Annotated in this window: 26 protein-coding genes; 21 read left to right on the top strand and 5 right to left on the bottom strand. The window is 51.8% G+C overall.

The features are described 5' to 3' along the window. The first annotated feature begins 66 nt into the window (after nt 1-66). From ACSV5M_RS10210 to ACSV5M_RS10180, 7 genes are all read left to right on the top strand, one after another. Nucleotides 67-1026, top strand: coding sequence for a DUF6602 domain-containing protein (locus ACSV5M_RS10210; RefSeq protein WP_439175993.1), 960 nt, complete (start codon nt 67-69; stop codon nt 1024-1026). A gap of 481 nt (nt 1027-1507) precedes the next feature. Further along, nucleotides 1508-1744, top strand: a complete 237-nt coding sequence (locus ACSV5M_RS10205) for a helix-turn-helix domain-containing protein (protein ID WP_087466929.1) — start codon at nt 1508-1510, stop codon at nt 1742-1744. Between the two features lie 43 nt (nt 1745-1787). Further along, on the top strand, nt 1788-2255 hold the full coding sequence (locus ACSV5M_RS10200; RefSeq protein WP_439175991.1) for a hypothetical protein: 468 nt from the start codon (nt 1788-1790) through the stop codon (nt 2253-2255). Continuing rightward, entirely contained in the window at nt 2256-2480 is a 225-nt protein-coding gene (locus ACSV5M_RS10195; RefSeq protein WP_439175990.1) for a hypothetical protein, read from the top strand. A 115-nt stretch (nt 2481-2595) separates the two neighbouring features. After that, on the top strand, nt 2596-2763 hold the full coding sequence (locus tag ACSV5M_RS10190; protein WP_439175988.1) for a hypothetical protein: 168 nt from the start codon (nt 2596-2598) through the stop codon (nt 2761-2763). Between the two features lie 39 nt (nt 2764-2802). Beyond that, nucleotides 2803-3306: a hypothetical protein gene (locus tag ACSV5M_RS10185; protein ID WP_439175986.1), complete on the top strand. Its 504-nt coding sequence runs from the start codon at nt 2803-2805 to the stop codon at nt 3304-3306. A 364-nt stretch (nt 3307-3670) separates the two neighbouring features. Further along, nucleotides 3671-4156 (top strand): VOC family protein, encoded by a 486-nt coding sequence (locus ACSV5M_RS10180; RefSeq protein ID WP_439175985.1) that lies wholly within the window; start codon nt 3671-3673, stop codon nt 4154-4156. 77 nt (nt 4157-4233) lie between these two features. Here the strand turns inward: ACSV5M_RS10180 and ACSV5M_RS10175 are convergent, their stop codons facing one another. Next, on the bottom strand, nt 4234-5166 hold the full coding sequence (locus ACSV5M_RS10175; protein WP_439175983.1) for an alpha/beta fold hydrolase: 933 nt from the start codon (nt 5164-5166) through the stop codon (nt 4234-4236). A gap of 128 nt (nt 5167-5294) precedes the next feature. Here ACSV5M_RS10175 and ACSV5M_RS10170 point away from each other — a divergent pair, with 128 nt between their 5' ends. Beyond that, the gene (locus tag ACSV5M_RS10170; protein ID WP_439175982.1) at nt 5295-6122 is read left to right on the top strand and encodes an AraC family transcriptional regulator; all 828 of its coding nucleotides are present in this window, start codon (nt 5295-5297) and stop codon (nt 6120-6122) included. A gap of 6 nt (nt 6123-6128) precedes the next feature. Here ACSV5M_RS10170 and ACSV5M_RS10165 read toward each other — a convergent pair whose 3' ends face one another. Next, a complete protein-coding gene (locus tag ACSV5M_RS10165; protein ID WP_439175981.1) occupies nt 6129-7442 on the bottom strand; it encodes a methyl-accepting chemotaxis protein in 1314 nt (437 codons plus the stop codon). 17 nt (nt 7443-7459) lie between these two features. Here ACSV5M_RS10165 and ACSV5M_RS10160 point away from each other — a divergent pair, with 17 nt between their 5' ends. The 3 genes from ACSV5M_RS10160 (at nt 7460) to ACSV5M_RS10150 (ending at nt 9000) form a co-directional block, all read left to right on the top strand. Further along, a complete protein-coding gene (locus ACSV5M_RS10160; protein WP_439175979.1) occupies nt 7460-7594 on the top strand; it encodes a hypothetical protein in 135 nt (44 codons plus the stop codon). Between the two features lie 94 nt (nt 7595-7688). Further along, the gene (locus ACSV5M_RS10155) at nt 7689-8147 is read left to right on the top strand and encodes an SRPBCC family protein (protein WP_439175977.1); all 459 of its coding nucleotides are present in this window, start codon (nt 7689-7691) and stop codon (nt 8145-8147) included. A 205-nt stretch (nt 8148-8352) separates the two neighbouring features. After that, the gene (locus ACSV5M_RS10150) at nt 8353-9000 is read left to right on the top strand and encodes a hypothetical protein (RefSeq protein ID WP_439175976.1); all 648 of its coding nucleotides are present in this window, start codon (nt 8353-8355) and stop codon (nt 8998-9000) included. A 201-nt stretch (nt 9001-9201) separates the two neighbouring features. On the opposite strand, the gene ACSV5M_RS10145 is transcribed toward ACSV5M_RS10150, so the two are convergent. Continuing rightward, nucleotides 9202-11835, bottom strand: a complete 2634-nt coding sequence (locus ACSV5M_RS10145; RefSeq protein ID WP_439175974.1) for a PQQ-dependent sugar dehydrogenase — start codon at nt 11833-11835, stop codon at nt 9202-9204. Nucleotides 11836-12121: 286 nt separating this feature from the next. Here ACSV5M_RS10145 and ACSV5M_RS10140 point away from each other — a divergent pair, with 286 nt between their 5' ends. Both ACSV5M_RS10140 and ACSV5M_RS10135 read left to right on the top strand, forming a co-directional pair. Then, nucleotides 12122-12553 (top strand): VOC family protein, encoded by a 432-nt coding sequence (locus ACSV5M_RS10140; protein ID WP_439175973.1) that lies wholly within the window; start codon nt 12122-12124, stop codon nt 12551-12553. 193 nt (nt 12554-12746) lie between these two features. Further along, on the top strand, nt 12747-13718 hold the full coding sequence (locus ACSV5M_RS10135) for an NPP1 family protein (RefSeq protein WP_439175971.1): 972 nt from the start codon (nt 12747-12749) through the stop codon (nt 13716-13718). Nucleotides 13719-13772: 54 nt separating this feature from the next. Here ACSV5M_RS10135 and ACSV5M_RS10130 read toward each other — a convergent pair whose 3' ends face one another. Then, nucleotides 13773-14315 carry a thioredoxin family protein gene (locus ACSV5M_RS10130; RefSeq protein WP_439175969.1) on the bottom strand — a complete coding sequence of 181 codons (543 nt, stop codon included), beginning with the start codon at nt 14313-14315 and terminating at the stop codon, nt 13773-13775. A 167-nt stretch (nt 14316-14482) separates the two neighbouring features. Between ACSV5M_RS10130 and ACSV5M_RS10125 the strand changes: the two genes are divergently transcribed. After that, complete coding sequence (locus tag ACSV5M_RS10125) at nt 14483-15637, top strand: PQQ-dependent sugar dehydrogenase (protein WP_439175968.1); 1155 nt, start codon at nt 14483-14485, stop codon at nt 15635-15637. A gap of 56 nt (nt 15638-15693) precedes the next feature. On the opposite strand, the gene ACSV5M_RS10120 is transcribed toward ACSV5M_RS10125, so the two are convergent. Next, nucleotides 15694-16116 (bottom strand): thiol-disulfide oxidoreductase DCC family protein, encoded by a 423-nt coding sequence (locus ACSV5M_RS10120; RefSeq protein WP_439175966.1) that lies wholly within the window; start codon nt 16114-16116, stop codon nt 15694-15696. A gap of 294 nt (nt 16117-16410) precedes the next feature. Between ACSV5M_RS10120 and hemH the strand changes: the two genes are divergently transcribed. The 7 genes from hemH to ACSV5M_RS10085 all read left to right on the top strand — a co-directional run bounded on the left by hemH (nt 16411) and on the right by ACSV5M_RS10085 (nt 23096). Continuing rightward, on the top strand, nt 16411-17433 hold the full coding sequence (gene hemH / locus ACSV5M_RS10115) for a ferrochelatase (RefSeq protein WP_439175964.1): 1023 nt from the start codon (nt 16411-16413) through the stop codon (nt 17431-17433). 127 nt (nt 17434-17560) lie between these two features. Then, nucleotides 17561-18799 carry an MFS transporter gene (locus tag ACSV5M_RS10110; RefSeq protein WP_439175962.1) on the top strand — a complete coding sequence of 413 codons (1239 nt, stop codon included), beginning with the start codon at nt 17561-17563 and terminating at the stop codon, nt 18797-18799. A gap of 107 nt (nt 18800-18906) precedes the next feature. Beyond that, on the top strand, nt 18907-19080 hold the full coding sequence (gene napE, locus ACSV5M_RS10105; protein WP_439175961.1) for a periplasmic nitrate reductase, NapE protein: 174 nt from the start codon (nt 18907-18909) through the stop codon (nt 19078-19080). A gap of 36 nt (nt 19081-19116) precedes the next feature. After that, nucleotides 19117-19440 carry a chaperone NapD gene (locus ACSV5M_RS10100; protein WP_439175960.1) on the top strand — a complete coding sequence of 108 codons (324 nt, stop codon included), beginning with the start codon at nt 19117-19119 and terminating at the stop codon, nt 19438-19440. Then, on the top strand, nt 19437-21941 hold the full coding sequence (gene napA, locus ACSV5M_RS10095; RefSeq protein WP_439175959.1) for a nitrate reductase catalytic subunit NapA: 2505 nt from the start codon (nt 19437-19439) through the stop codon (nt 21939-21941). The genes ACSV5M_RS10100 and napA overlap by 4 nt, the downstream gene beginning before the upstream one ends. Nucleotides 21942-21953: 12 nt before the next feature. Continuing rightward, nucleotides 21954-22448, top strand: a complete 495-nt coding sequence (locus tag ACSV5M_RS10090; protein ID WP_439175957.1) for a nitrate reductase cytochrome c-type subunit — start codon at nt 21954-21956, stop codon at nt 22446-22448. Between the two features lie 3 nt (nt 22449-22451). Further along, nucleotides 22452-23096: a cytochrome c3 family protein gene (locus tag ACSV5M_RS10085; RefSeq protein ID WP_439175956.1), complete on the top strand. Its 645-nt coding sequence runs from the start codon at nt 22452-22454 to the stop codon at nt 23094-23096. The last annotated feature ends 6 nt before the right edge of the window (nt 23097-23102 follow it).

Genomic DNA, 23102 nt, shown 5'->3' with positions numbered 1-23102 from the left:
CCGGCGCATTCTGCGCCTCCAAAATAGCCGCAGAGCGCGGTGTTAGCCCTTTTCGGAAATTTAGACATGGCTGTAAAAAATCAGTATCAGGACCTACTAAGATCTAAAATTGTATCTGCCATATCTCAAGCAAAAGCTGCGTCAGGTTTTTCACATCAAGGGGTAAAGGGTACAGTCCTTGAGGTGCTGATTGGCCAGCTGTTTAAACCATTATTGCCCGCTGACATTGGAGTGGGAACTGGACAGATAATAGATAGCTACAGTGGCAAGCTGTCGGGACAAGTAGACATTGTTCTATACAATAGGGCAATACTGCCGCCGATTTTGATGGATGAAAAAGTTGGTATTTTTCCTATAGAATCTGTCCTTTATACCATCGAAGTTAAAACAAAATTAAATGCCACTGAGCTTAAGATGGCCCATGAGAGCGCAAAAAACATAGCGCAAAATTTTGGTTACCGTCCTGGCGTGAAAGGTGAAGATGGAAAGGAAAAGCACCACACTATAGAAAAAGTAAGATCGGTAGTATTTGCTCTTGGCTCAGACCTTAGTGGCAATAAATTAAATGAGGCTGAGCGATATCGAAAAATATACGGTGATGATTCTGCACATATACGAGCTATTTGTGTTGCCGGAAAGGAATATTGGTACGATAACGGGAACTACTGGATAGGTTTTAAGGATGGTCAAAACTTCGATGAAATTCTAGCGTTTATCGGTGGAGTGACTAATACCTACCGTGAAGTTTCGGTTAGCCGAGGGCAGCCTTGTTTGGGACACTATGTTATTCCAGAAGCCATGGGTTTTGTCGCAACAAAATCTAGAGATGTTCCCTCAGTAAAATTGACCTGCAAAAATTGCGGTATTGAGGGCGATATGGTTCCAAATATTGGCTCAATGGATATCACCATTAACGGGGCTATTTCCTCAAAAGAAAATTGTCCTAGTTGTGGGGGTAAGATGTCCTCGAAGAACGGCACTTATATTTTTAAAAGCGGGCAGCTTGTTGAGAGTCAGTTGGGCTAACAAAGTGCTGCTAGGGACAATCCTACGCTGCGCTTCGGTTTGCCCCAGAGCACGGCGTTAGGCATCCGTGTTACCCACCAACTGTAGACACTTTAAGGTCCGCTTTTGGCCGAAAGCAGTCATCAAGTCTCTTTCGATATAATATTTATAAGCGACAATTAATTCGCTGCAACCACTCATCAAACAGTTGCGCCTTATCACTGATCGACCGAGACATACGCCTCACTCCTTGCGCATAAGCTTTATCTGCCGAATCACACTGCGCGACATTAAGACTTACCGATTCGCAAAAGAAAGCACAATAGTCATTAAACTCAGAAAACTCATCGCAAAGGTTCAGAAACTCCTGCCTGAGTGATAGCTCTTGTCCGTCGATCTTCCTTTTTGTCTCTATATCCAACATATTAAATCCGTCCTTATATATATTATTTGCTAATCATAGTATGTAGAACTATAGTATGCAAATTAGCAAAGTTGGCGAATGCCTACACAACCTAATCAATGCCAACTTGTTAACGTATTCGCGGCCAATGTTCGACGCAAACGGCTGGAGCTTGGGCTTTCCCAGGAAGAGCTTGCGGAATATGCCGGAGTGCATCGCACTTATATCGGAATGCTGGAGCGGGGGGAGAAGAACGTCACAATTTATAACATTGAGCGATTGTCCATTGCTCTGGATGTGACTCCGGCCTATTTATTAACGCCTTTCGAAAAATAGTGTTACCGGATCTTACTATTCCGCCGTAGATAAGGAGCAACACGTGAAGAATGCTGATGAGAAGGAAGATAGCTACTTCATTAATAAACGAGCGCTTGGGGAGTTGTTTGATAGCAAGTTTCCTCTAAACCTTCACCTGTGGAGAGGCCAAAAGCCAGCAGAAAAAGGCAATCCGGTTTTATATCCTATCCTCAAAGCTTTCCTTCTTTCTAATGGTAAAAGAAGGGAACCCGATATAGATACCTATGAGAAAAACGGTACAACATGGGCCAAAGCTACCAGCGGAGGGGTGTCATTATTTGACGCGCTGGGAGTCCCTAACAGCAAATGGAAATATTATCGCTTACCTGCCGGCACAGACATTCCTCATGGGTTAGTAATCACTAAAGACTCTTTCAATCCACGCCATAATGCTACACATTATTCTTTGAGACCTAACTGGGACATGCCCCTAAAGAAATTCTTAATGCTACTTGATCAAGTTGCTACAAAATTAGTTGCGGAGGCGTAAATGAACTTCTCTTTGTCCGAACTCGCTACATTGATTCGCCTCGTTGACAAGGAATTGGATGAGCTGCACGAACAGATTAATTCTGATAACGATGAGTTAGCCGACGATGCAGCGGATCTTTCAGTTCAGGTGGGTGAGATAGCTGGAAAGCTTAAAACGCTTTATGAAAGCAATTGGCAAGAAGGCAGCAATCATGTGCCGTACGATGAGATTCTAAAACAATAAAAAGCCGGAGCTTTCGCTCGGGCTTTTTCGTTTATCCCTCCCCTCTTTAGGTTATTCATCCTGCTTTTTAAGCTAAGGGGTTCAGTCACTACATCTGTAAGAAGTTGGTTTAATAATGGCAAAGAAAAGCGTGAAAGAGATCAAAGAAAAGATGCGCAAGCTTCTTGAAGACGCCGCACACAACGAAGACAAGGAACCCCAATCCATTGGCAATCCAGAAAGGATTTTCGACAAAAAAGAAAATGAAAGTGAAGACGGAGATCCTGCTTTCACAGATAAATGAAAAATGGTATCGGTAGGACAACAGGGGTTGGATAATTTTATGGCCAAAGGAGCTTTTTGCTTTATAGCACTATGCTTTCTCGTACTCTCTTGCAACGCACAAGACGCACCCCACACTCAAGCGAATGTAGATATTAAAGAAGGCTTAAAAGCCTACCTACTATCCCATTATGATGACATTAAAATTTCAGAGGTTTACTCCAAAAACGATAACAAAAAAGCCTACCTGGAAAAATCGCTGGGCGATGCCTTGGTAAAGGAAGTGGTTGATATTCAATCCCACGATATTTACTTTAGAGAATTATCAGCAACAGCTGAGGTTCATTTAGGGATTGCCTATTTGCGTTATGACACGCAGGAGCAAGCCCAAAAAGCGATGGCGCAAATTGAGCAGAAAGGATTTTTTGAAAACACCAAGATTTTAACGCGTTACATCATCACCAATATCGACGCGCAAAATGTGATTCTGTATACGGAGTCTGCGGCGAATAAAATGGTGCTGGAGTATCTGGATATTGCATCAAGCAAGCTGAAGAAACTATAAGCCGAACCCTATGGGCAACTCGTTCGGATTGCCCCGCCTCACACCCGATGAGCGCCCTTCCCAAAACCGCTAATCCCCCCGCAGGCCAACCAATCCAGACACAGTAAAAAAAGCAGCGCCAACTGCAGCAATCACAATATGCTCGGGGTGGAGCCATCCAAAGAGCAAATTCGCGACAACCAGGCTCAAATAAACATTCTGTTTTACAGCGTGCGCACTTAACAGATTTTCAGAAGATTCTCGTGTCATAGTGATATATTCCAACGTGATGCGAAGTATCCTGATTCACAAACCGTTTGATTGTTACACAACCGCGTTAATTTTTTCACGCCCCTATTTTTTCAAACCCCTATGGAGAGCCGATATGACCACGCCAGCAAAAAATACCATCTGCCTTTGGTACAACGGTGACGCGGAAGAAGCCGCGCGTTTCTATGCCGCGACATTTCCTGATTCTTCTGTTAATGCGGTGCATTTCGCGCCGGGTGATTATCCGTCGGGGAAGGAAGGCGATGCGTTAACGGTGGAATTTACCGTCATGGGTATTCCGTGCCTGGGCCTGAATGGTGGGCCGGCGTTCACGCATAGCGAGGCCTTTTCGTTTCAGGTGGCCACGGTTGATCAGGAGGAAACGGATCGCTATTGGAATGCCATCGTCAACAATGGTGGCGCGGAGAGCGCTTGCGGTTGGTGTAAAGACAAATGGGGTATTTCCTGGCAAATTTCGCCGATTGCACTTCTACAAGCCGTCACCGACCCGGACCCTGCTGTAGCAAAACGCGCATTTAATGCCATGATGGAGATGAAGAAGATCGACATCGCCACTATCGAAGCGGCGCGGCGCGGTTAATTCGTTTCAGCGGGTTGCGTTATAAAATAAAAAAGCCGGCGCATGTACGCCGGCTTTTTTATGTCGCTGTTACCGATTTATTTACTCTGCAAAAAATTCAACAAATCCTGATTCAACTGCTCCTTGTGCGTATCTGCCAATCCGTGCGGGGCGCCTTTGTAGATGATCAATTTTGAATTCTTGATCAACGCGGCTGAGGCTTTGCCGGTGGTTTCAATCGGTACGAGTTGATCGTCGTCGCCGTGTACCACCAAAGTCGGTACATCAAATTTTGCTAAATCTTCTCTGAAATCCGTTGCTGAAAACGCGGCGATGGAGTCGTAAGTATTTTTTGCACCGGCCATCATGCCCTGCCTCCAGAAGGATTGGATCATGCCTTGTGACGGTTTGGCGCCTTCGCGGTTAAACCCAAAGAAGGGGCCGGAGGCGATGTCCAGGTACAGTTGCGAGCGGTCTTTGTTGGATGCCTCGCGGATGCCGTCGTACACCGACATGGGTACGCCGTTGGGATTCCACTCGGTCTTCACCATGATCGGCGGTACAGCGCTGATCAGTGCGGCTTTTTTCACGAGTTTGGTGCCGTGCCGGCCGATGTAACGTGCCACTTCGCCGCCGCCGGTGGAGAAGCCTACCAGGGTTACATCTTTCACCTTGAGGGCTTTGATCACGGCAGATAAGTCGTCGGCGTAATGGTCCATGTCGTTACCGTCCCAGGGCTGGCTGGAGCGGCCATGGCCACGGCGGTCGTGGGCAATCACACGGTAGCCTTTCTCGGCAAGGAATTGCATTTGCGATTCCCAACTGTCGGAGTTGAGCGGCCAGCCGTGGCTGAACATCACGACCTGGCCATTTTTGGGGCCCCAGTCTTTGTAGTACAGCTCCACGCCGTCTTGGGTGGTGACGGTGCTGGCGGTGCGGGCAACCTTGCTTGATGCGTCGGCGGCGATGGAGATGAGCGGCAATGCGGCAACGGCTAAGGTGGCGATGAGGGTACGCGTAAATTTGTTCATGACTTTGCTTCCTTTTACATTCAGTGTGGTGAGTGATTTGGGTATTGCGTGTTGACGAGGAGCATTGTCTGGCAATCTCCAATACGAATTGATACAGTTTGTCTTCAATTTTTGACGGATCGTATTTTATGGTGGATCGACTCGCTGCCCTGCTGGGCCACTTTTCAGTCAGTGCCCGCACCTTCCAAACCGGCCCGCTGTGCGGTATTAACACGCTGGATGGGACAGACCCTTACGGCCAATTGCATCTGTTGAAGAGGGGCAAAGCGGAGGTGTGGCACGGCAACACCCGCGCCCATACGCTGGAAGAACCGACCCTGCTGTTTTATCCCCGCCCTACCGCGCACCGGTTTGTCACGGACAGCGAGTGGGGTGCCGATTTTGTGTGCGCGCATATTGCGTTTGAAGGCGGCGCGGCCAACCCTCTCGCCACTGCCCTGCCCGCTTGCGTGTGCATCCCGCTGTCGCAACTGCCCGATAGCGTGTCGATCCTGACGCTGTTGTTTGCCGAAGCCGAGGCGAGTAACTGTGGCCGACAAGCGGTGCTGGATCGGTTGTTTGAAGTGGTATTGATTCAACTCTTGCGGCAATTGATGGAAAACGGCAGCGCCCAGGTCGGCCTGCTCGCGGGTTTTGCGCACCCGCAATTGCGCCGCGCGATTGTGGCGATACATCAGGAGCCGGAAAAAGATTGGAGCGTGGAATCACTCGCAACGGTGGCGGGTATGTCGCGCAGTGTGTTTTCCAATTTATTTCGCGAAGCGGTGGGGGAAACGCCAGCGAACTATGTGCAACGCTGGCGTATCGGCCTGGTACAAAAATGGTTGAAGGGCGGGCAGTCGCTCAAGTTGATTGCGGAAGAAGCCGGCTACGGCAGCGAGTCGGCGCTCTCCCGCGCATTTAAATCGCAATGCGGGATTTCGCCGAAGGCGTGGCTTAAGCAGGCGCGCAACTAACGTGCATTAACTACTCGAATTATTCACCAGATTAACCGCCACCTGCGACACATGCTCGGCACCGCGCAGAATTTCATCAATGATGGCCGAGGCTTCGTTCACCAGGTTGGCGTTTTTGGTTGCCTGGGTTATCACGTCGATCATGCTGTCGCGCGCTTTAACTACCAGGTCACTGTTTTTATCCACCATATGATTAATTTCTTCCGTGGATTTGCTGGTTCGGGCGGCTAACGTCCTTACTTCGTCGGCCACGACCGCAAACCCTCGGCCATGGTCACCGGCGCGCGCGGCTTCAATCGCGGCATTTAATGCAAGCAAATTGGTTTGATCCGCAATGGATTTAATCGTGGTGACAATCTTGGAAATCTCACGGGATTGCTGATTCAAATCCTCAACCCGCTCGGCAGATTGTTTTATGTCTACCGCGATCCTTTCCGAATTGCGGAGATTTTCTTGCAGAATCTGTGCGCCCTGCTCCGACACTTGCGCCGTCTCTACAGCAGTGCTGTATGCCACCTCGGCGGCCTTTTGGATTTTCAGTTGTTTTTCAATGCGTGCTGTAACGTCGCTGGCGACCTTGATAATTTTGATGACGTTGCCGGCGTGGCTGTAAACCGGGTTGTAGGTTGCTTCCAGCCACACGGTATTGCCACGGCTATCCAGCCGCTGGAAGAGGCCGTTTTTAATTTTGCCGCTGGCTAATTCCTGCCAGAAGTTCGGATTCTCATTGTAGAAATCTACCGGGCAAAATATTTTGTGATGTTTGCCTTTAATCGCATGCAGGTCGCGGTAACCCATGGTGCGCAAAAAGTTTTCGTTCGCGTTGACCACCGAACCATCGGGGGTAAATTCTATGACTGCACTGGAGCGATGGATGGCTTCAATCAGCGCGCTACTTTCCATCGCCTGCAACTGTGCCTGTGTCACGTCGTAGGCAATCTTCATGATGTACGCCAGGGCGCCGTTTTCATAGATGGGGATGTAGGTCGCCTCCAGCCAGATATCCGATCCATTCTTGTGTTTGCGCCGGAATATGCCGCGCTTGGCAATGCCTTGGGACAAATCCTGCCAGAATGCGGAATACTCCCGGGAGACGATGACATCCTGCGGGCAAAAAAGGCGATGGTGACGGCCTTTAATCTCATCCAGGCGGTAACCGACCACCGCAAGAAACGACTCGCTCGCGTCTAGCACCTCGCCGGTTTTGGTGAAATTGATGGTCGCGCAGCAGCGCGAAATACTATCGAAACGCTCCTGAAGGCTTGCAACCTGTTGGGCCAGAGCCGCTTGTTCCTGCGCCTGACGTTGTGAGAAGAACATAAAGGGGATACCCGTAGATGACGAATGTTGATAAAAATCAATATGTTATTCATCCCGACCTTGCTGACAGCGGTATTTCCAGAATGCCCCGGACGGATAATGTAGATTTATACGCCAAACAGGAAGAAATGGATGTGCGGGTTAATAAATAAATCTGCCAATGAAGCAGCGACCTTGTCGATTTCCGTCGTTACCATTCGACTATTCAGTAAGAACACATCATCCAACCATCAAAAGGAGACGACCATGTCAAACGAAGCAAACACCGTACGTTTACACCGCGTGCTGCGCGCACCCGCCGAGCGGGTTTATAAAGCTTTTACCGATAAAAGTGCGCTGGAGCGCTGGCTGCCACCTTATGGATTTACCGGCACGATCCACACTATGGATGTCCGCGTCGGCGGCGGTTATAAGATGTCGTTCACCAATTTCGGTACCGGAAGCAGCCACTCGTTTACGGTGGAATACACTGAGCTGGTGCCCAACCAATACATTCAACACAAAGATCGTTTTGACGATGCGAACCTGCCCGGAGAGATGACAGTGTCCATCACGCTCAAAACTGTATTGTGCGGAACGGATATCAGCATTGTGCAAGCGGGTATTCCGGAGGTGATTCCGACAGAAATGTGTTACCTGGGTTGGCAAGAATCGCTGGACCAACTGACCAAATTGGTTGAGCCTGACATTTCGGATAACGGGTGAGAAAGGTTTTCCTCACTTGTACCTCGGACGCTCGCCTGAGCGTCTTTTTTATGGCCTGTGATGCGGCCTGTAATATCCTGTCATCGCCTTAAGATTCAGCGTAAGCGTATATTTTGTTGTTTACTGGTTTATGCAGCTCTTGGTGTCACACAGTCACACGGTGGCACTACAAACGGTATAAATGCTAATACTTAAGGAGGCTTGTATGGGAATCAGCAAAACAAAAAAAACGAAGGCAACAATAGCCAAGAAAAAAGTCATTATCCGCAAGAGGAATAAATACGGAATATGGCAATACGGCGGCAGAAAACAGGCGCAGAAGCGGTTTGGTACCAGCGGCGCCACGCATGAGGCAGAACACGTGGTCGGTTATAAAGTGCTGGCTCCTGACTTAACACGAGGAGAAAGCGGAGAAGCTCGTGTGCTGGAACAATTTGCCCCTGCCTATCAGGAAGCCTATGCCTTACATCGCAACCATATTGGAACCGGAAATAAATCGACGGCGGACGGCTCTGGTTTTAACGCTGCAGGATACCGGGCAGCTCAACGGGCAGCGCTGGAGGAAAATTCCGTTTCCAATGCCGTACAGTTAAATCAGCTGGGCTACGGCTTCGACAAGGACTTCCATAAAAACCAGACGGGTTTGATCACGGCAGATAAGAGTTACGTTGTCATGATTGAAAATATGGACCGCATCACCTATGGCAAAGCCGATGGTTCAACTGCCAGTGTAAGCGTGGATGCAATAGACCGAGCTGAGATGTACCTCGCACGCAAAGCTGCCCGAACAGGAAAGTGGCCAACAGCAGATGAGATCAAGCAAGCGAAACAAAAATTTGGTATCAAATGCTGACCACTTATGCCGCCCATGCGCTTCAGGACGGGTCACATATCACTTGGTCTGGACTGTGAGGCTGTGCATTAGCACTACAAAACTCCATTGGCTTTGCAATCACCATTCTCTAAAGCGATAACGACTGGTTTTACCGACATTTTAACCTTGTAATAAAGCGTAGCGACTCCCGCCGCTACGCTTTATTTTATTCCAGCCGCGCTACTGACAACCGCCTAAGGTATTAATCCATTCCGCTATCAACTCCGTCCCTGCTTCGTCTACGACGTGGCTGGAGATGGGCGGCATACGGTTATCATTAACGACGATCATGCGTTGCAGTAGTACCGATCTTTCGCTGGCACCGGGTGCAATCACGCGTGCATTGGGAATGCCCAGATCCGCCGTGGTAGGCACGGTGTTGCATGCGCCCGTTTGCGCGAGCGAGGTGGTGTAACGCAGGTCGAGACTCACCTGGGTCGGCCCCTGAGGACGGTGACAATTGCTGCAGTTACTGTGCAGATAACTGCGCGCGCGTTGCGTGAGAGAATATTGCGTATCGTCACTCGGTGGCAAAAATGCATTTCGCTGTGCTGTGGTGAGCGGAGCGGCGAAAAGACCGATGGTTTCCCAGGTGTGCAATTGGTTGGCAGTAATCGCTGTGCTCGGATACGTAAATTCACCATTGAGCTGGGCACTTTCCGGGCCGAGGGTAAAGCCGGCAACGGCGGTATGACACACGTTGCATTCGGCGCGGCTGGGGTAATGCCAGGTGAGCGATCCTATCTCTTCATCGAGCGCGTCGGGCAACAGCATGGCCTGGGTTTGATTTGCATTCCAGCGATAGGTGTAACCGCGCCAGGTGCCGTTTTCGCCGCGCATAAATAACCGCGTTTCAATCAAGCGATCCTGCAGGCGGAAATTTTTCATTAATACGGTGTTGACCGGGAAGTTAAAATCTCCGTCCGTGGCAACTGTAATACGCTGGTTATTGGGCAACGCGAGATAACGTGTTTTCTCGGCGCCATCCGACCAGAAAGGCTCATTGACCGTGTAAGGAATCAATCCCGCTGCCGGTTGTGTCGGGTTGGCAGTATTTACGCAGCCGGTGTCGGTGAGTTGTTGCGGTGGACCGCTGCCGATGCTGTTATCCGCAACGATCTGGTAGATGCCGCCACTGTGATCCACCACATAAAGTTCGCCATCGCGTCCTTCGGCGAAGGATGAAATCGAGCGGCCCGAGGCCAGTAGCAATTCCCGTTGATAATTGCCGTTGCCGTCGGAGAACAACGCCCAGATCCGGCCAGAGCCGAAATCACCAAAAATATAGGCGCCGTACAAGGCAGGCAATGCAGTGCCGCGATACACATAACCACCCGTTACCGAAACACCTTCCGTTCTGCCGTAGGTGGCCACCGGCGCGACATAAGGACCGCTCGTTGTACAACTGTTATTGGTGCGGCGGTCGCCTTCGTAGCAACGCCAGCCGTAATTTCCACCGGCTTCAATAATATTGATCTCTTCGAGCGCGCTCTGCCCGACATCGCCTAACCAAAGCGCTCCGGTTTCACGATCAAAGCTCCAGCGCCAGGGGTTACGCAATCCGTATGCATAAATTTCCGGTAACGCACCGGGAACATTGTTGCCCGGTGCCGGTGCGCCGGTGGCAGTGATCCGCAGCATGGCGCCAAGAAGATTATCAATATTTTGCGCGTTGTTCTGTGGGTCATTGCCAGAGCCGCCGTCGCCCAGCCCGACATATAAGTAACCGTCCGGTCCAAACGCGATATGACCACCATTGTGGTTATCATACGGTTGCGCGGCACTGATCAAATCAATCCGATCAAGCGTGTTACCAGTGCGCGCGAGTGACGTGCCGTTATCGTTGGAAACAAATCGTGCAACGAACGATGTCAGGTCGTCATTGCGCAGGCCCTGGGTGAATGACAGGTAGATATAGCCGTTGTCAGCGAAATCCGGATCGAATGCCATACCTAAAAGGCCGCACTCGCCACAGGTATTATCCAGCGTGTAAAAATCGTTGAGGTTTACCAGTTGCTGTCGCGTACCGTTATTGCGGTCAACACGATAAATAATGCCGCGCTGTTGCACCACGTAATCAATATTGTTCAACGTGGGATGCGGCAAGTAGAAGACGGGGGAGCTGAAGGTGAGTTCGGGAAGCACGCGCTGCAATTGAACCGCCGTGCTCTCCGCAAAATTGCTTGCGAGACAGGTGGTATTGTCCGGTCGCGCCGCGAGCCCCGCCGGGCTGCTTGATGCCGATGAGGACGATGAACTGGAGCTGGCGTTGACAAGTTGCAAACGCCATTGCTGATTGTTGCCACCGGTATCTGTCCACTGACGAATGTCGCCGCCGTTTGCGCTGCTCCAATTCCATACGTCCAATGCGAGCCCGCTGTGGCGGGAGATAATTTTGTGATAGCCACTGCCCGCACTCACAATCTGCCATTGCTGGTTAGCGCCGCCCCAATAACTCCATTGCCGAATTTCACCACCGGGCTCCGTGCTGAAATCATAAACATCAAGCGAAGCACCGGAATGTACGGGGCGGATGGAATAATAACCGCCACCAACGCTGGTAATTGTAAATTGCTGATGTGCTGCGTTTTGGTAAGCCCACTGATTAACGTTCGCGCCGTTCGCAGTACTTGACGCATCCACTTGCATTACCAAACCGCTGTGGCGCGACGTGATGGTGTAACGACCATCGGGAATCGATTGAGCGTTGATTTCATGCGCAGCAAATAAAGAAAGCGAAGCGAGTAGTAACCAGCGCGCACTATTTTTAAACGAGAGGAAAAAAGCCGGGGGTTTACTGTCACAGTTATTCATATTGATCTCCGACACCAGGGTTGATAAAGCCTACTTGGCAGCGGATGCTGCGGTAGACGTCCTTTTTCGAGGGAGCGCAGGTGCTTATTGTTATCGTGCAGTTGCCGATGCATTTTGTCTGACAATAACCCAGGCTGTTGATCATGACTAGAAATTAACGTGCCAGCGGGAAATTTCTGGCACCGCTTTCAGATTTTAACGAAACCGTAAATAGTATTTTTAACGCGCTCACTTGCTGGTGCAGGCAAACAGTATGCAATCTCAATAACACGCACAGGAGATGATTATGGAAACGCAAACACTATACCGAGGCCGGCTGATTGATCACGTCCAGTTAGTGGTGCGCGACCTATCCGCCGCTCACACGTTTTATAGCGCTGTTCTGAATGTGCTGAACATCCCCGTCAGCGGTACGGGTGATGGATTTTTTTGGGCTGATGAATTTGTCGTGTCAGCGGCTGACAGTCCAGCGGCGTTGGGGATGTTGACCGGGCGCAATCATGTGGCATTTCAAGCAAAAGATCGCGCTACAGTAGATGCTTTTTATGAGGCAGCCATGGCCAATGGCGGAACATCCAATGGTGAACCCGGTGTGCGCAGTAAATATCACCCCGGATATTACGCAGCTTTTGTGCTGGACCCCGATGGCAACAATATTGAAGCCGTTTACCATGGCGAAGCACAACGCAGTGCATCTTCCGTGATTATCAGGTTTTGATGAAATCCTGATGTAAAAATTATTACGTTTTTTATCACTTCATATTTCAAAACTCGGCGGAAAACCCCGCTGAGCCCCTTCTTTCTTTTTCTTCACTTCTCACTGCTTGACTCACCAGGCCTCGTCAACAAGTTGTCATGATTAGGTTTGTAGAATGCCGTCACCAAAATCCATAACCATTAAGGAAAACGTGATGTCATTTCTATCAGGCATAAAGCAAGCAGTAATGTTTCGGTCGGCCGGTTACCTGTTGTTGGCGACTTTGGCCAGCGGTATCGGCCAAGCACAGGCGGATGAGTTTCCTCGCTGGGACGCAGCGATTACCAAATACAATGAAGCGCAGGTGCTGAATTTTCATCCCAAGTTCGACTTTGATTCTGATGGCTGCTATGCGGCTACGCCGTTTCATCGTTATGAAAATTTGCGGCAGAATCCGGGCCTTGGTGCAACCGGTACTGTGTGGGGCGCATGTCGGGATGCCGGCTGGGAAAACTATGCGAACACCATTCATCGCCAGCTGTGTCGCACCACCAACGAAGGTGGTAATACCATCCAACGCTGCGCCCATTTTTACGAGCTGTATTTTGAAAAAGACCAGGCCATTGGCTTTTCCTTCCTGGCCGGTCACCGCCACGACGTAGAAACCGTGATTGTGTGGACGGGTAAAATCAACAACCAGGCTCCGTTTGTTTCACATACTTCCGTGAGCGCACACGGCAGCTTTACCACCAGAGCAATGAGCCAGATTCAAACCCAGGGGTCCCATGCGCTGGTGGTTTACCATAAAGATGGCGCGGGCACGCATGCATTTCGTTTTGCGAACAGCACGGACAAAAATAATGTCGAATTTCAGGGTAACTGGGGCGAATTTTATGCACCCAATATCCTGAGCCATTATCGCGCCGTGGCGTCATGGAGCAGTGATGAGTGGACGCGCTATAACGCCAACAGACAATATCGATTGGTGCTGGAAAATTCAAACTTCGGCAGCGCGACCTTTAAAACCCGTAACGATGCAGAAGTATTAAATAAAGCCAATGATAATGCCCCGCGCAGTGATGCCTTCTGGGCGAATACCTGGTTTTCCTGGGATGACGTGTGGGCGACGCGGGCAAAAGAGTTTGAAGCCAACTACCCTGCTATTCACCAGCAAATCAGCGAATAACACGATAGAGACTGATGTTAAAGCTGCGATGTTGCAGCTTTAACATCAGCACCCTTACTTCCACTTGATATTACAGCCCAGGCTCGGCACCTGGTTCGGTGATACAGACTTTCCTTCCAATAATGCATCCATTGCTGCACGCAAATCCTTACCGGTAACCGGTATGTCATTGCCCGGCCGGGCATCGTCAAACTGACCGCGATAAACCAATTGCAGATCACCGTCGTATAAGAAAAAATCCGGCGTACAGGCGGCATCGTAAGCCTTGGCAACTTGTTGGGTTTCATCATAAAGATAGGTTATGCCGAGGTTAAGTTGCGGCATTTTTTCCGGCGCGTCATCGGGATATTGTTCGGCATCGTTGGAACTGATGGCGACCAGGCCGATCTCGCTGTTGTGGTAATCACGCCCCAATGCGCGTAGCCCTTCAAGGATGTGTTTAACAAAGGGGCAGTGGTTACACATAAAGATGACCAACAAGCCTTTGCTCTTACGCAGATCATCGCGCGCGACCTGCTGGTTGTTAGCGGGATTGAGCAAACGAAAATCAGCGGCAGCACTGCCGAGGGCAACCATGGTTGAGGGTGTGCGGGCCATAGGCTTCTCCTTTCATGTGGGTGGCGTTGGTGTGGGTGATGAGCCTACCACATCTATCGCGCGGCGCTCAGGCGCATCTATACACTTCTTAAACCAGCGCCCGTTGCGACCGGCGGCGCGCCTTTGTTAACCTGCCGAATCACTGCAACCGTCATCGGAGACGATAAATGAAAACCCTAACCCGCTCCTATTCATTACTCGCTGTAGCACTCGGCCTGCTGCTGGGTGCCGGTGCGGCGCACAGTAAAACGATCAATGTCAAAACAGAAACCACACCGCTGCGCGTGGTGACCGTCACCGACGGATTGAAAAATCCCTGGGGTCTGGACTTCTTGCCAGGCGGCAAGATGATTGTGACCGAGCGCGGCGGCCAGATGCGCGTTGTTGAAGCAGATGGCACCAAAGGCCCGGCCCTGAAAGGGCTACCCGACATTATTGCGCGCGGTCAGGGCGGCTTGCTGGATGTCACCGTGGCACCGGATTTTGCCACCAGCAAGCGCGTGTATTTTGCTTACTCTGAACCGGCCAAAGAAGGCAAAGGCAACAGCACGGCTGTGGCTTACGGCATATTAAAAGGTGATACGCTGGAAGACGTGACCGTGGTGTTCAGTCAGCAACCCAAATTCGATAGCACGGCGCATTTCGGATCGCGCATTGTGTTCACACCAGACGGCAATATGTTTGTCACCCTGGGTGATCGCTACTCGCGCATGGATGATGCCCAAACCCTCGATAACCACCACGGCAAAGTGGTGCGTATAAAACCCGACGGCAGCGTGCCGGAGGATAATCCTTTTGTGAAAACTGAAGGTGCCTTGCCCGAGATCTGGTCTTACGGTCACCGCAATGTGCAGGGCGCGGCCTTGCATCCCACTACCGGCAAACTCTGGACCGGCGAGCATGGCCCACAGGGCGGCGATGAAATTAACCTGGATGAGCCCGGAAAAAATTACGGCTGGCCAGTGATTACCTATGGTGAAAATTACGGCGGCGGCAAGATCGGTATCGGCACGCACAAAGACGGCATGGAGCAACCTTTGCACAAGTGGGTGCCGTCCATCGCGATTGCGGGCATGACGTTTTACACCGGTGATAAATTTCCTGAGTGGAAAGGCAATTTATTGGTAAGCGCGTTGCGCGGCCAAACCCTGGCGCGCCTGGTACTGGATGGCGACAATATCACTCACGAAGAGCGCCTGCTGCAAAAAGAAGTGGGGGAACGCTTCCGCGATGTGGTGCAAGGGCCGGACGGTTTTGTGTATCTGGTTTCTGATGAAAGCAACGGTAAGATTTATCGCCTTGAGCCCGCCGGCAAAAAATAATTGCCTTGATGACAGCGCCGGAAGACGTATTCCGGCGCTCACCTTCGCTTTCTTTCTCAATATTTTTCAGCAGTACCTGGCGGTAAGGAACAGCCATAAACGCGGCAGTAACGTTTATCGGCCCAGCGCTCATAGAAATGATCCACCAACCGGGCGAACAGGCGCCAACGCAGGGGGCGCAACAAGAAGCCAAACGGCGTAAACGACCAGGCGGCCACACTCGCATCCATATCCATCAACCAACGACCGTCCGCCTGTTTCAAATGCAAACGGCGCAGCAAACGTTCGCGCTCATCCGCCGATAAACTCAACATGTCGTGTACATTGATTAACTGCAAGCCCGCCGCTTTGAATTTATTGAGCCAGTGCATTTCGCGTAGGCAGATGGGACATTGACCATCGTAAAACAATGTGGCTTTATCCAGCACAAACGAGACAATTTCAGTCGAGGATTTATTGGCAGCAGGCGAGTTGCGCACGATCGGTCACCTTCAGGAAAGGACAGCATTGATACGCGTTAATAACATCCGTTCGCGATAACAACCAGCGATACAGACGTGGCAACAGCGACGCGTTACAGACGCTATACGCGCTTACTATAAGGCTGGATCAGGCGTGAATATAAATCAAGGCACGACAACAAAAATTCTCCGCGCGGTCAGCGCCGGCTGATCGCAAACAACCTGCTTGTGACCAATTAGCACGATTGCGATCTTTTACTGGATTTATCCGGTATAAGCGGCTATTTTTTCGCAACCTGTCGAGGAGGCTTCATGACTTATAGCACGCTGCAACAACCTGCTGATGCGTTATTCCACCGCAAAGAGACGGCGCCGCGCGTCACCACCGGGGTTTTGCTGGTGAACCTGGGTACGCCGGATGCGCCCACCACACCGTCGGTGCGCACCTATCTTGCAGAATTTCTGTCCGACCCGCGCGTCATTGAAATTCCGCCCCTGACGTGGAAGCTGATTTTGCATGGCATTATCTTGCGCGTGCGCCCGAAAAAATCCGCCGCCTTGTACAAGAGTATCTGGAGCGATGAAGGCTCACCGCTGTTGGCAATCAGCCAGCGTCAACAGGCCGCTATTCAACAAGAGTTAGGCAGCGACGTCAGCGTCAAGTTGGGCATGCGTTACGGCAACCCCTCCATTGCCAGCGCACTGCGGGAATTTCGTGAAGCCGGTATTCGGCGCATCATTGTCTTACCGCTGTATCCGCAATACGCCGCGCCTACCACCGGCTCTGTATTCGATGCCGTTGCGCGCGAACTCATGACCTGGCGTTGGGTGCCGTCGGTGGATTTTATTAACGGTTATACCGATAACCCGCTGTATATCGATTCCCTGGCGCAGAGCATTAAAGAACATATTGATGCGCAGGGCCTGCCGCAGAAAATTCTTTTTTCTTACCACGGTATGCCAAAGCGCAATTTGGAGTTGGGCGATCCTTATTATTGTTTTTGCATGAAAACCACACGCCTGGTCGCCGAAAAATTGGGGCTGGATAAAGACCTGTGTTTATCGACGTTTCAGTCGCGCTTTGGCTACGCGGAGTGGTTGCAACCGTACACAGATAAAACGCTCGAAGCATTACCCGCGCAGGGCATTAAACAGATTGCGATAGTTTCCCCTGCCTTTAGCGCAGATTGTCTGGAAACGCTGGAAGAGTTGGCGGAACAGAACCGGGAGATTTTTTTACATCATGGCGGTGAATCGTATCACTACATTCCCGCCCTGAATGATCGCCCCGATCATATCAGTGCGCTGGTTGATATTATTCGCCAGAAATTGTAAGTGTCGGATTACGCTGTGCTAACCCGACCTACATGGAATGCGCGTGTTCCCGTAGGTCGGGTTAGCGCAGCGTAACCCGACACCACCCTTGCGGCGTAAACAGAGGCGTTTACTGGTCAAGAGGTTCATGAATTCATTAGCGACCCGCCATGGCATTCCCTACTTTGTGATCTTCAGCACCGGGCACGGTTTATCCTCGCTCGGTAGCTGGATGCAAAAAACCGCCGTGGGTTGGTTGACCTGGGAGCTGACGCATTCGCCCGCCTGGGTGGGCACCATCGCGATGAGCGATTTAATCGCGGCCTTATGGGTCGCCCCCTTCGCGGGTGCAGTGACAGATCGCAGTAATCCCTTTCGCCTGATGTTGCTCACCCAAACCCTGCTGATTGTATTGACGCTGATCCTCTGGGCCATGACGGCCAGCGGCGTGGTGACCATCTGGTTATTACTCGCTTGGGCGATCACCGACGCCAGTGTGCAAGGTTTTAATCAACCGGTGCGTATGGTGGTCATTGGTTCACTGGCACCGCCGGAGCGCATGTCGCAAGCCATTGCAACCAATTCCATTGCCGTAAATCTTGCGCGCAGCCTCGGCCCGGCGATTGCCGGCGTGGTGATGGTGACCGGCCATATCGAGCAGGTTTTTCTGATCAATGCCTTTTCGTTTATTGCCCTGGTGACCGTCATCGTGTGGGTCCGCCGCCACATCAATCGACCGGGTTTATCACCGCGCACCGTGCATATCCTGCACGATATCCATTCCGGTTTTTCCTACATCCGTCACACGCCGGTGATTGCTACATTATTTGCGCTGGCGCTGGGTTTCGCGTTGCTGGCGCGTCCGTTCAGTGAATTATTTCCTGCGATTGCGGGGGATATCTTGCGCGGAGGTCCGCAAACCCTGTCCTGGCTGATGAGCGCGCAAGGCTTCGGCGCCCTGCTCGGTGCCGTATGGATGTTAAAAGCCAAACCGGCAGACCATCTCATAAAAATTACCTTTGGCTCCGCCGTCGGTATTGCTGCAACCCTGATGATTTTTTCATTCACCACGCAACTGGAATGGGTGGTTTTTATCATCGCCATCGCCGGCATTTTTCATGTGGTGTGTAATATCGGTATGCAAACCATGGCGCAAACCTTGAGTGAACCGGCAATGAAAGGTCGGGTGATGGCGTTGTACGGTTTGATCTTTCGCGCCGGCCCGGCGTTGGGCGCATTTATCTTCGGTGCCTGTGCGCAGTGGGTGAATCTGCAATGGTTGCTCGGTGCAGCAGCAGCGGTGTTTGGCGTGATGGTATTGATACATTTACCCAAAATTCGGCGAGTTTATTTCAACGATAAAAACTCACATAAAGATAATTTTTGAGAAATTTTGATGTAAATCAATTTTTCGCGCCATCCAATTTTGAAAAACTTTTTTCCTCGACTATCCTCAAACAAGCCGTGACTAAAACTAATAAGTGAGACGCAGTGATGCAGGAACCTCAGCTTGCTCAGACTGACCCTGAACAGCGACGCAAAGAATGGCGCTTGTTTATTTTTATTATCGTGTTTTTATTTCCTATCCTCAGTGTCGCTATCGTTGGGGGCTATGGTTTTGTGGTGTGGATGTATCAGCTTTTTGCCGGCCCGCCCGGCCCTCTCTAAGCCTGCACATTTTTCTTCATAGAATAAGGATTGCCCGTGTCTGCTGAATTCATTCCGTTACATCAAGAGTCTTTACACCAAGAGTCTCTACACCACAAACCCTCGCAAACGGTGCACATCGCCAGTGTCATTGCGCATGTGCAGCCCTTTGCGGTGCTGGATATCCAGCGCTGGCTGGAAACAAAACCCGGCCTGGAGATTCATGCAGTCAGTGATCAAGGCAAGCTGGTGATTGTGATAGAGGCAGCTCGGGAGCAGGCCATTCTTAATCTCATTGATGACATAACCACACAACCCGGCGCGCTTAACGCGGCGCTCGTGTATCACGAAATTTTGAATGAGGAGGCTGGCCCCCTATGACAATTTCCCGCCGCGAATTTGCCAAAGCCCATGCTGCTGCCGTAGCCGCAGCTGTCATCGGCGTCCCCTTACCCGCCAGCGCGACCAACCTTATCACCAACCGCGAATTAACCACGCTCAAATGGGACAAGGCGCCATGCCGTTTTTGCGGCGTGGGCTGCGGCGTGATGGTGGCGACCAAAGATGACCAGGTGGTTGCCACCCACGGCGATGTGAAGGCCGAAGTCAATCGCGGGCTGAATTGCATTAAGGGTTATTTTCTTTCCAAGATCATGTACGGCGGTGATCGTTTGCGTACACCGCTGTTGCGCATGAAAGACGGCAAGTACGACAAGCAGGGCGATTTTGCGCCGGTGACCTGGGACCAGGCGTTCGACATCATGGCGGAAAAATTTAAAGAAGCGCTGCGCGAATCCGGGCCGGAAAGTGTGGCCATGCTCGGCTCCGGGCAGTGGACCATCTGGGAAGCCTATGCCGCCAGCAAACTGTTTAAAGGCGGCCTGCGCAGCAATAACCTCGACCCCAATGCACGTCATTGTATGGCGTCGGCGGTGGGCGGCTTTATGCGGACCTTCGGCATCGACGAACCCATGGGTTGCTATGACGATATTGAACACGCCGATGCGTTTGTCCTCTGGGGTGCAAACATGGCGGAGATGCATCCGATCCTGTGGAGCCGCGTCACGGACCGGCGACTGTCTTTCGAGCATGTGAAAGTGGTGGCGATGTCGCCCTACGAAACGCGCAGTTTTGAGCTGGCGGATATTCCGATCATCTTCAAGCCGCACACGGATTTAATCATCCTCAATTACATCGCCAACTACATCATCCAGAACGACAAGGTGAACCGCGACTTTGTCAATAAACATACGCGCTTTGTGCGCGGGCAGGATGACATCGGCTACGGCTTGCGCCCGGAAGATCCGCGTCAGGTCAACGCAAAAGGCGCGGACAAGGCCAACACCTGGACCGACATTAACTTTGAAGACTTCGCGGCCTTTGTGCGGCCTTACAGCCTGGAGCGCACCGCTGAAGAAACCGGCGTGCCCGCTGAGCGGCTCAGGAAACTGGCGGAGCTGTATGCGGACCCCAAGGTAAAAGTCATGTCGCTGTGGACCATGGGTTTTAACCAGCATACGCGCGGCGTCTGGGCCAACAACATGGTGTACAACCTGCACCTGCTGACCGGCAAGATCAGCGAGCCGGGCAATAGCCCTTTCTCCCTGACGGGCCAGCCGTCTGCCTGCGGCTCAGCGCGGGAAGTGGGTACATTCTCCCATCGCTTACCGGCGGACATGCTGGTCACCAACCCCAAACATCGCGCCAAAACTGAAGACATCTGGAAGCTCCCGCCCGGCACCATCCCCGACAAAGTGGGTTTTGCGGCAGTAACCCAAAGTCGCAAATTGAAAGATGGCGTGGTACGCGTTTACTGGACGCAAGTGTGCAACAACGTGCAGGCCGGGCCGAATATCATGCAGGAAACCCTGCCCGGCTGGCGTAACCCGAAAGCGTTTGTGATTGTGTCCGATGTCTATCCCACGGCTTCAGCGCAGGCGGCCGATTTGATCCTGCCGGCGGCCATGTGGGTGGAGAAAGAAGGCGCCTTTGGTAACGCCGAGCGCCGGACGCAGTTCTGGCATCAACTGGTACCGCCGCCGGGCGAGGCGCGCTCGGATTTATGGCAGTTGATCGAATTTTCCAAACGCCTGAAAACCGATGACGTCTGGCCGGAAGATCTGCTGGCCAAAGCGCCGGATTATCGCGGCAAAACTCTCTATCAGGTGTTATTCGCCAATGGCCAGGTAGACCAGTTCCCGCTGGCCGATATCGAGGCCGGCTATCGCAACGATGAAGCCAAGGCCTTCGGGTTTTATGTGCAGAAAGGTTTGTTCGAAGAATATGCGCGCTTCGGTCGCGGCAAAGCCCACGACCTGGCGCCCTTTGATCGCTATCACCAGGAACGCGGCCTGCGCTGGCCGGTGGTGGACGGCAAGGAAACCCGCTGGCGTTTCCGCGAAGGCTACGATCCTTATGTGGCCGAAGGCAGCGGGGTGCAGTTTTACGGTCATGAAGACAAGCGCGCATTGATCTTTGCCCTGCCCTACGAACCGCCGGCGGAGTCGCCGGACAAGGAATATCCCTTTTGGCTTAGCACCGGACGCGTACTGGAACACTGGCACACCGGCTCCATGACCCAACGTGTGCCGGAGCTTAACGCGGCTGTGCCCCATGCCCTGATCTACATGAATTACGAAGACGCACGCGAGCTGGGGTTCCGGCGCGGCAGCGAGATTCGCATCACCAGCCGACGCGGCTCCATGCGCGGACGGGTGGAAACCCGCGGCCGGGTTAAGCCGCCCCGTGGGTTGGTATACGTGCCGTTTTTTGATGCCAATCGGCTGGTTAATAAAGTCACCCTCGACGCCACTGATCCGATTTCGCTACAGACGGATTTCAAGAAGTGTGCCGTTAAACTCGAACTGATCAGCCTGGCGTAAAGGAGTATGTTCATGAAAAGTCTCTTGTTCCGTTCATGGTTACTTCTGCTGCTATTTCCACTGACATTGACAGCGCAGGAGCATATCAACGGCGACGGCCTGGATGCCTCCGGCCCCAACGGCGTACGCCCCGGCGGCACCCTGAACCAGGAATTACCGGCGCCAAAAATTCCGCGCGAGGTGACCCCGACAAGGCGCCCGTTGCGCAATTACCCGGACCAACCACCGACCATCCCCCACACCGTTCGTGGTTATCAGGTCACCAGCAACTTCAATCAGTGCCTGACGTGCCACAGCCGCACTCGCAGCCCGGAAACCGGCGCGCCCATGGTGAGCATTACCCATTATCTGGACCGCGATAACCAGGTGCTCGCCGCTGTGTCACCGCGCCGTTACTTTTGCCTGCAATGCCATGTGCCCCAACACGATGTCGCCCCCGCGACAACGAACCATTTCAAAAGCATCGATACCGTGTTGCAAGAAAGCCAAGAGCGACAGGCGGAATAGACCATGTGGACATTATTGAAAACCTACTGGCGAGTATTCAACCGGCCCTCGGCCTATATCGGCCTGGGCACGCTGAGCATGGGCGGGTTTATTGCCGGGATTATTTTTTGGGGCGGATTCAACACCGCACTGGAATACACCAACACCGAACAATTTTGTATCGGTTGCCATGAGATGCAGGCCAATCCGTATCAGGAATTGATCCCCACCATTCATTACACCAATCGCTCCGGCGTGCGCGCCGTGTGTTCCGATTGTCACGTGCCGCACGATTGGACTTATAAAATTGCGCGCAAGATGGAAGCTTCGAAAGAAGTCTGGGGCTGGATCTTCGGCACCATTGATACGCGCGATAAATTCGTGGAAAAACGGCGCATGTTGGCCGAGCGGGAATGGCGTCGGCTGAAAGCGAACGACTCGCTCGAGTGTCGCAACTGCCACAACTTTGAATACATGGACTTCACGCTGCAATCACCGCGCGCGCAACAAATGCATTCCACCTTATTGGCCAGCGGTGAAAAAACCTGTATCGATTGCCATAAAGGCATTGCTCACCACCTACCGGATATGAGCGGCGTGCCGGTGGGGTATGCAGAACCGCTGATAGAACCCTGGCAAATATATATTGCGCAGCATGTGGCAAAGTAAATAATT

Source organism: Cellvibrio sp. ARAG 10.3 (assembly GCF_051846955.1).
Taxonomy (GTDB): domain Bacteria; phylum Pseudomonadota; class Gammaproteobacteria; order Pseudomonadales; family Cellvibrionaceae; genus Cellvibrio.
Note: the sequence above shows the minus strand (reverse complement) of the source record. Positions and strands in the feature narration are given on the sequence as shown.

Bases quoted from the DNA above. Each gene is read 5' to 3' on its own strand.
- ACSV5M_RS10210 (WP_439175993.1), top strand. From the start codon at position 67: ATGGCTGTAAAAAATCAGTATCAGGACCTACTAAGATCTAAAATTGTA.
- ACSV5M_RS10205 (WP_087466929.1), top strand. From the start codon at position 1,508: ATGCCTACACAACCTAATCAATGCCAACTTGTTAACGTATTCGCGGCC.
- ACSV5M_RS10195 (WP_439175990.1), top strand. From the start codon at position 2,256: ATGAACTTCTCTTTGTCCGAACTCGCTACATTGATTCGCCTCGTTGAC.
- ACSV5M_RS10190 (WP_439175988.1), top strand. From the start codon at position 2,596: ATGGCAAAGAAAAGCGTGAAAGAGATCAAAGAAAAGATGCGCAAGCTT.
- ACSV5M_RS10185 (WP_439175986.1), top strand. From the start codon at position 2,803: ATGGCCAAAGGAGCTTTTTGCTTTATAGCACTATGCTTTCTCGTACTC.
- ACSV5M_RS10180 (WP_439175985.1), top strand. From the start codon at position 3,671: ATGACCACGCCAGCAAAAAATACCATCTGCCTTTGGTACAACGGTGAC.
- ACSV5M_RS10175 (WP_439175983.1), bottom strand. From the start codon at position 5,166: ATGAACAAATTTACGCGTACCCTCATCGCCACCTTAGCCGTTGCCGCA.
- ACSV5M_RS10170 (WP_439175982.1), top strand. From the start codon at position 5,295: ATGGTGGATCGACTCGCTGCCCTGCTGGGCCACTTTTCAGTCAGTGCC.
- ACSV5M_RS10165 (WP_439175981.1), bottom strand. From the start codon at position 7,442: ATGTTCTTCTCACAACGTCAGGCGCAGGAACAAGCGGCTCTGGCCCAA.
- ACSV5M_RS10160 (WP_439175979.1), top strand. From the start codon at position 7,460: ATGACGAATGTTGATAAAAATCAATATGTTATTCATCCCGACCTTGCT.
- ACSV5M_RS10155 (WP_439175977.1), top strand. From the start codon at position 7,689: ATGTCAAACGAAGCAAACACCGTACGTTTACACCGCGTGCTGCGCGCA.
- ACSV5M_RS10150 (WP_439175976.1), top strand. From the start codon at position 8,353: ATGGGAATCAGCAAAACAAAAAAAACGAAGGCAACAATAGCCAAGAAA.
- ACSV5M_RS10145 (WP_439175974.1), bottom strand. From the start codon at position 11,835: ATGAATAACTGTGACAGTAAACCCCCGGCTTTTTTCCTCTCGTTTAAA.
- ACSV5M_RS10140 (WP_439175973.1), top strand. From the start codon at position 12,122: ATGGAAACGCAAACACTATACCGAGGCCGGCTGATTGATCACGTCCAG.
- ACSV5M_RS10135 (WP_439175971.1), top strand. From the start codon at position 12,747: ATGTCATTTCTATCAGGCATAAAGCAAGCAGTAATGTTTCGGTCGGCC.
- ACSV5M_RS10130 (WP_439175969.1), bottom strand. From the start codon at position 14,315: ATGGCCCGCACACCCTCAACCATGGTTGCCCTCGGCAGTGCTGCCGCT.
- ACSV5M_RS10125 (WP_439175968.1), top strand. From the start codon at position 14,483: ATGAAAACCCTAACCCGCTCCTATTCATTACTCGCTGTAGCACTCGGC.
- hemH (WP_439175964.1), top strand. From the start codon at position 16,411: ATGACTTATAGCACGCTGCAACAACCTGCTGATGCGTTATTCCACCGC.
- ACSV5M_RS10110 (WP_439175962.1), top strand. From the start codon at position 17,561: ATGAATTCATTAGCGACCCGCCATGGCATTCCCTACTTTGTGATCTTC.
- napE (WP_439175961.1), top strand. From the start codon at position 18,907: ATGCAGGAACCTCAGCTTGCTCAGACTGACCCTGAACAGCGACGCAAA.
- napA (WP_439175959.1), top strand. From the start codon at position 19,437: ATGACAATTTCCCGCCGCGAATTTGCCAAAGCCCATGCTGCTGCCGTA.
- ACSV5M_RS10090 (WP_439175957.1), top strand. From the start codon at position 21,954: ATGAAAAGTCTCTTGTTCCGTTCATGGTTACTTCTGCTGCTATTTCCA.
- ACSV5M_RS10085 (WP_439175956.1), top strand. From the start codon at position 22,452: ATGTGGACATTATTGAAAACCTACTGGCGAGTATTCAACCGGCCCTCG.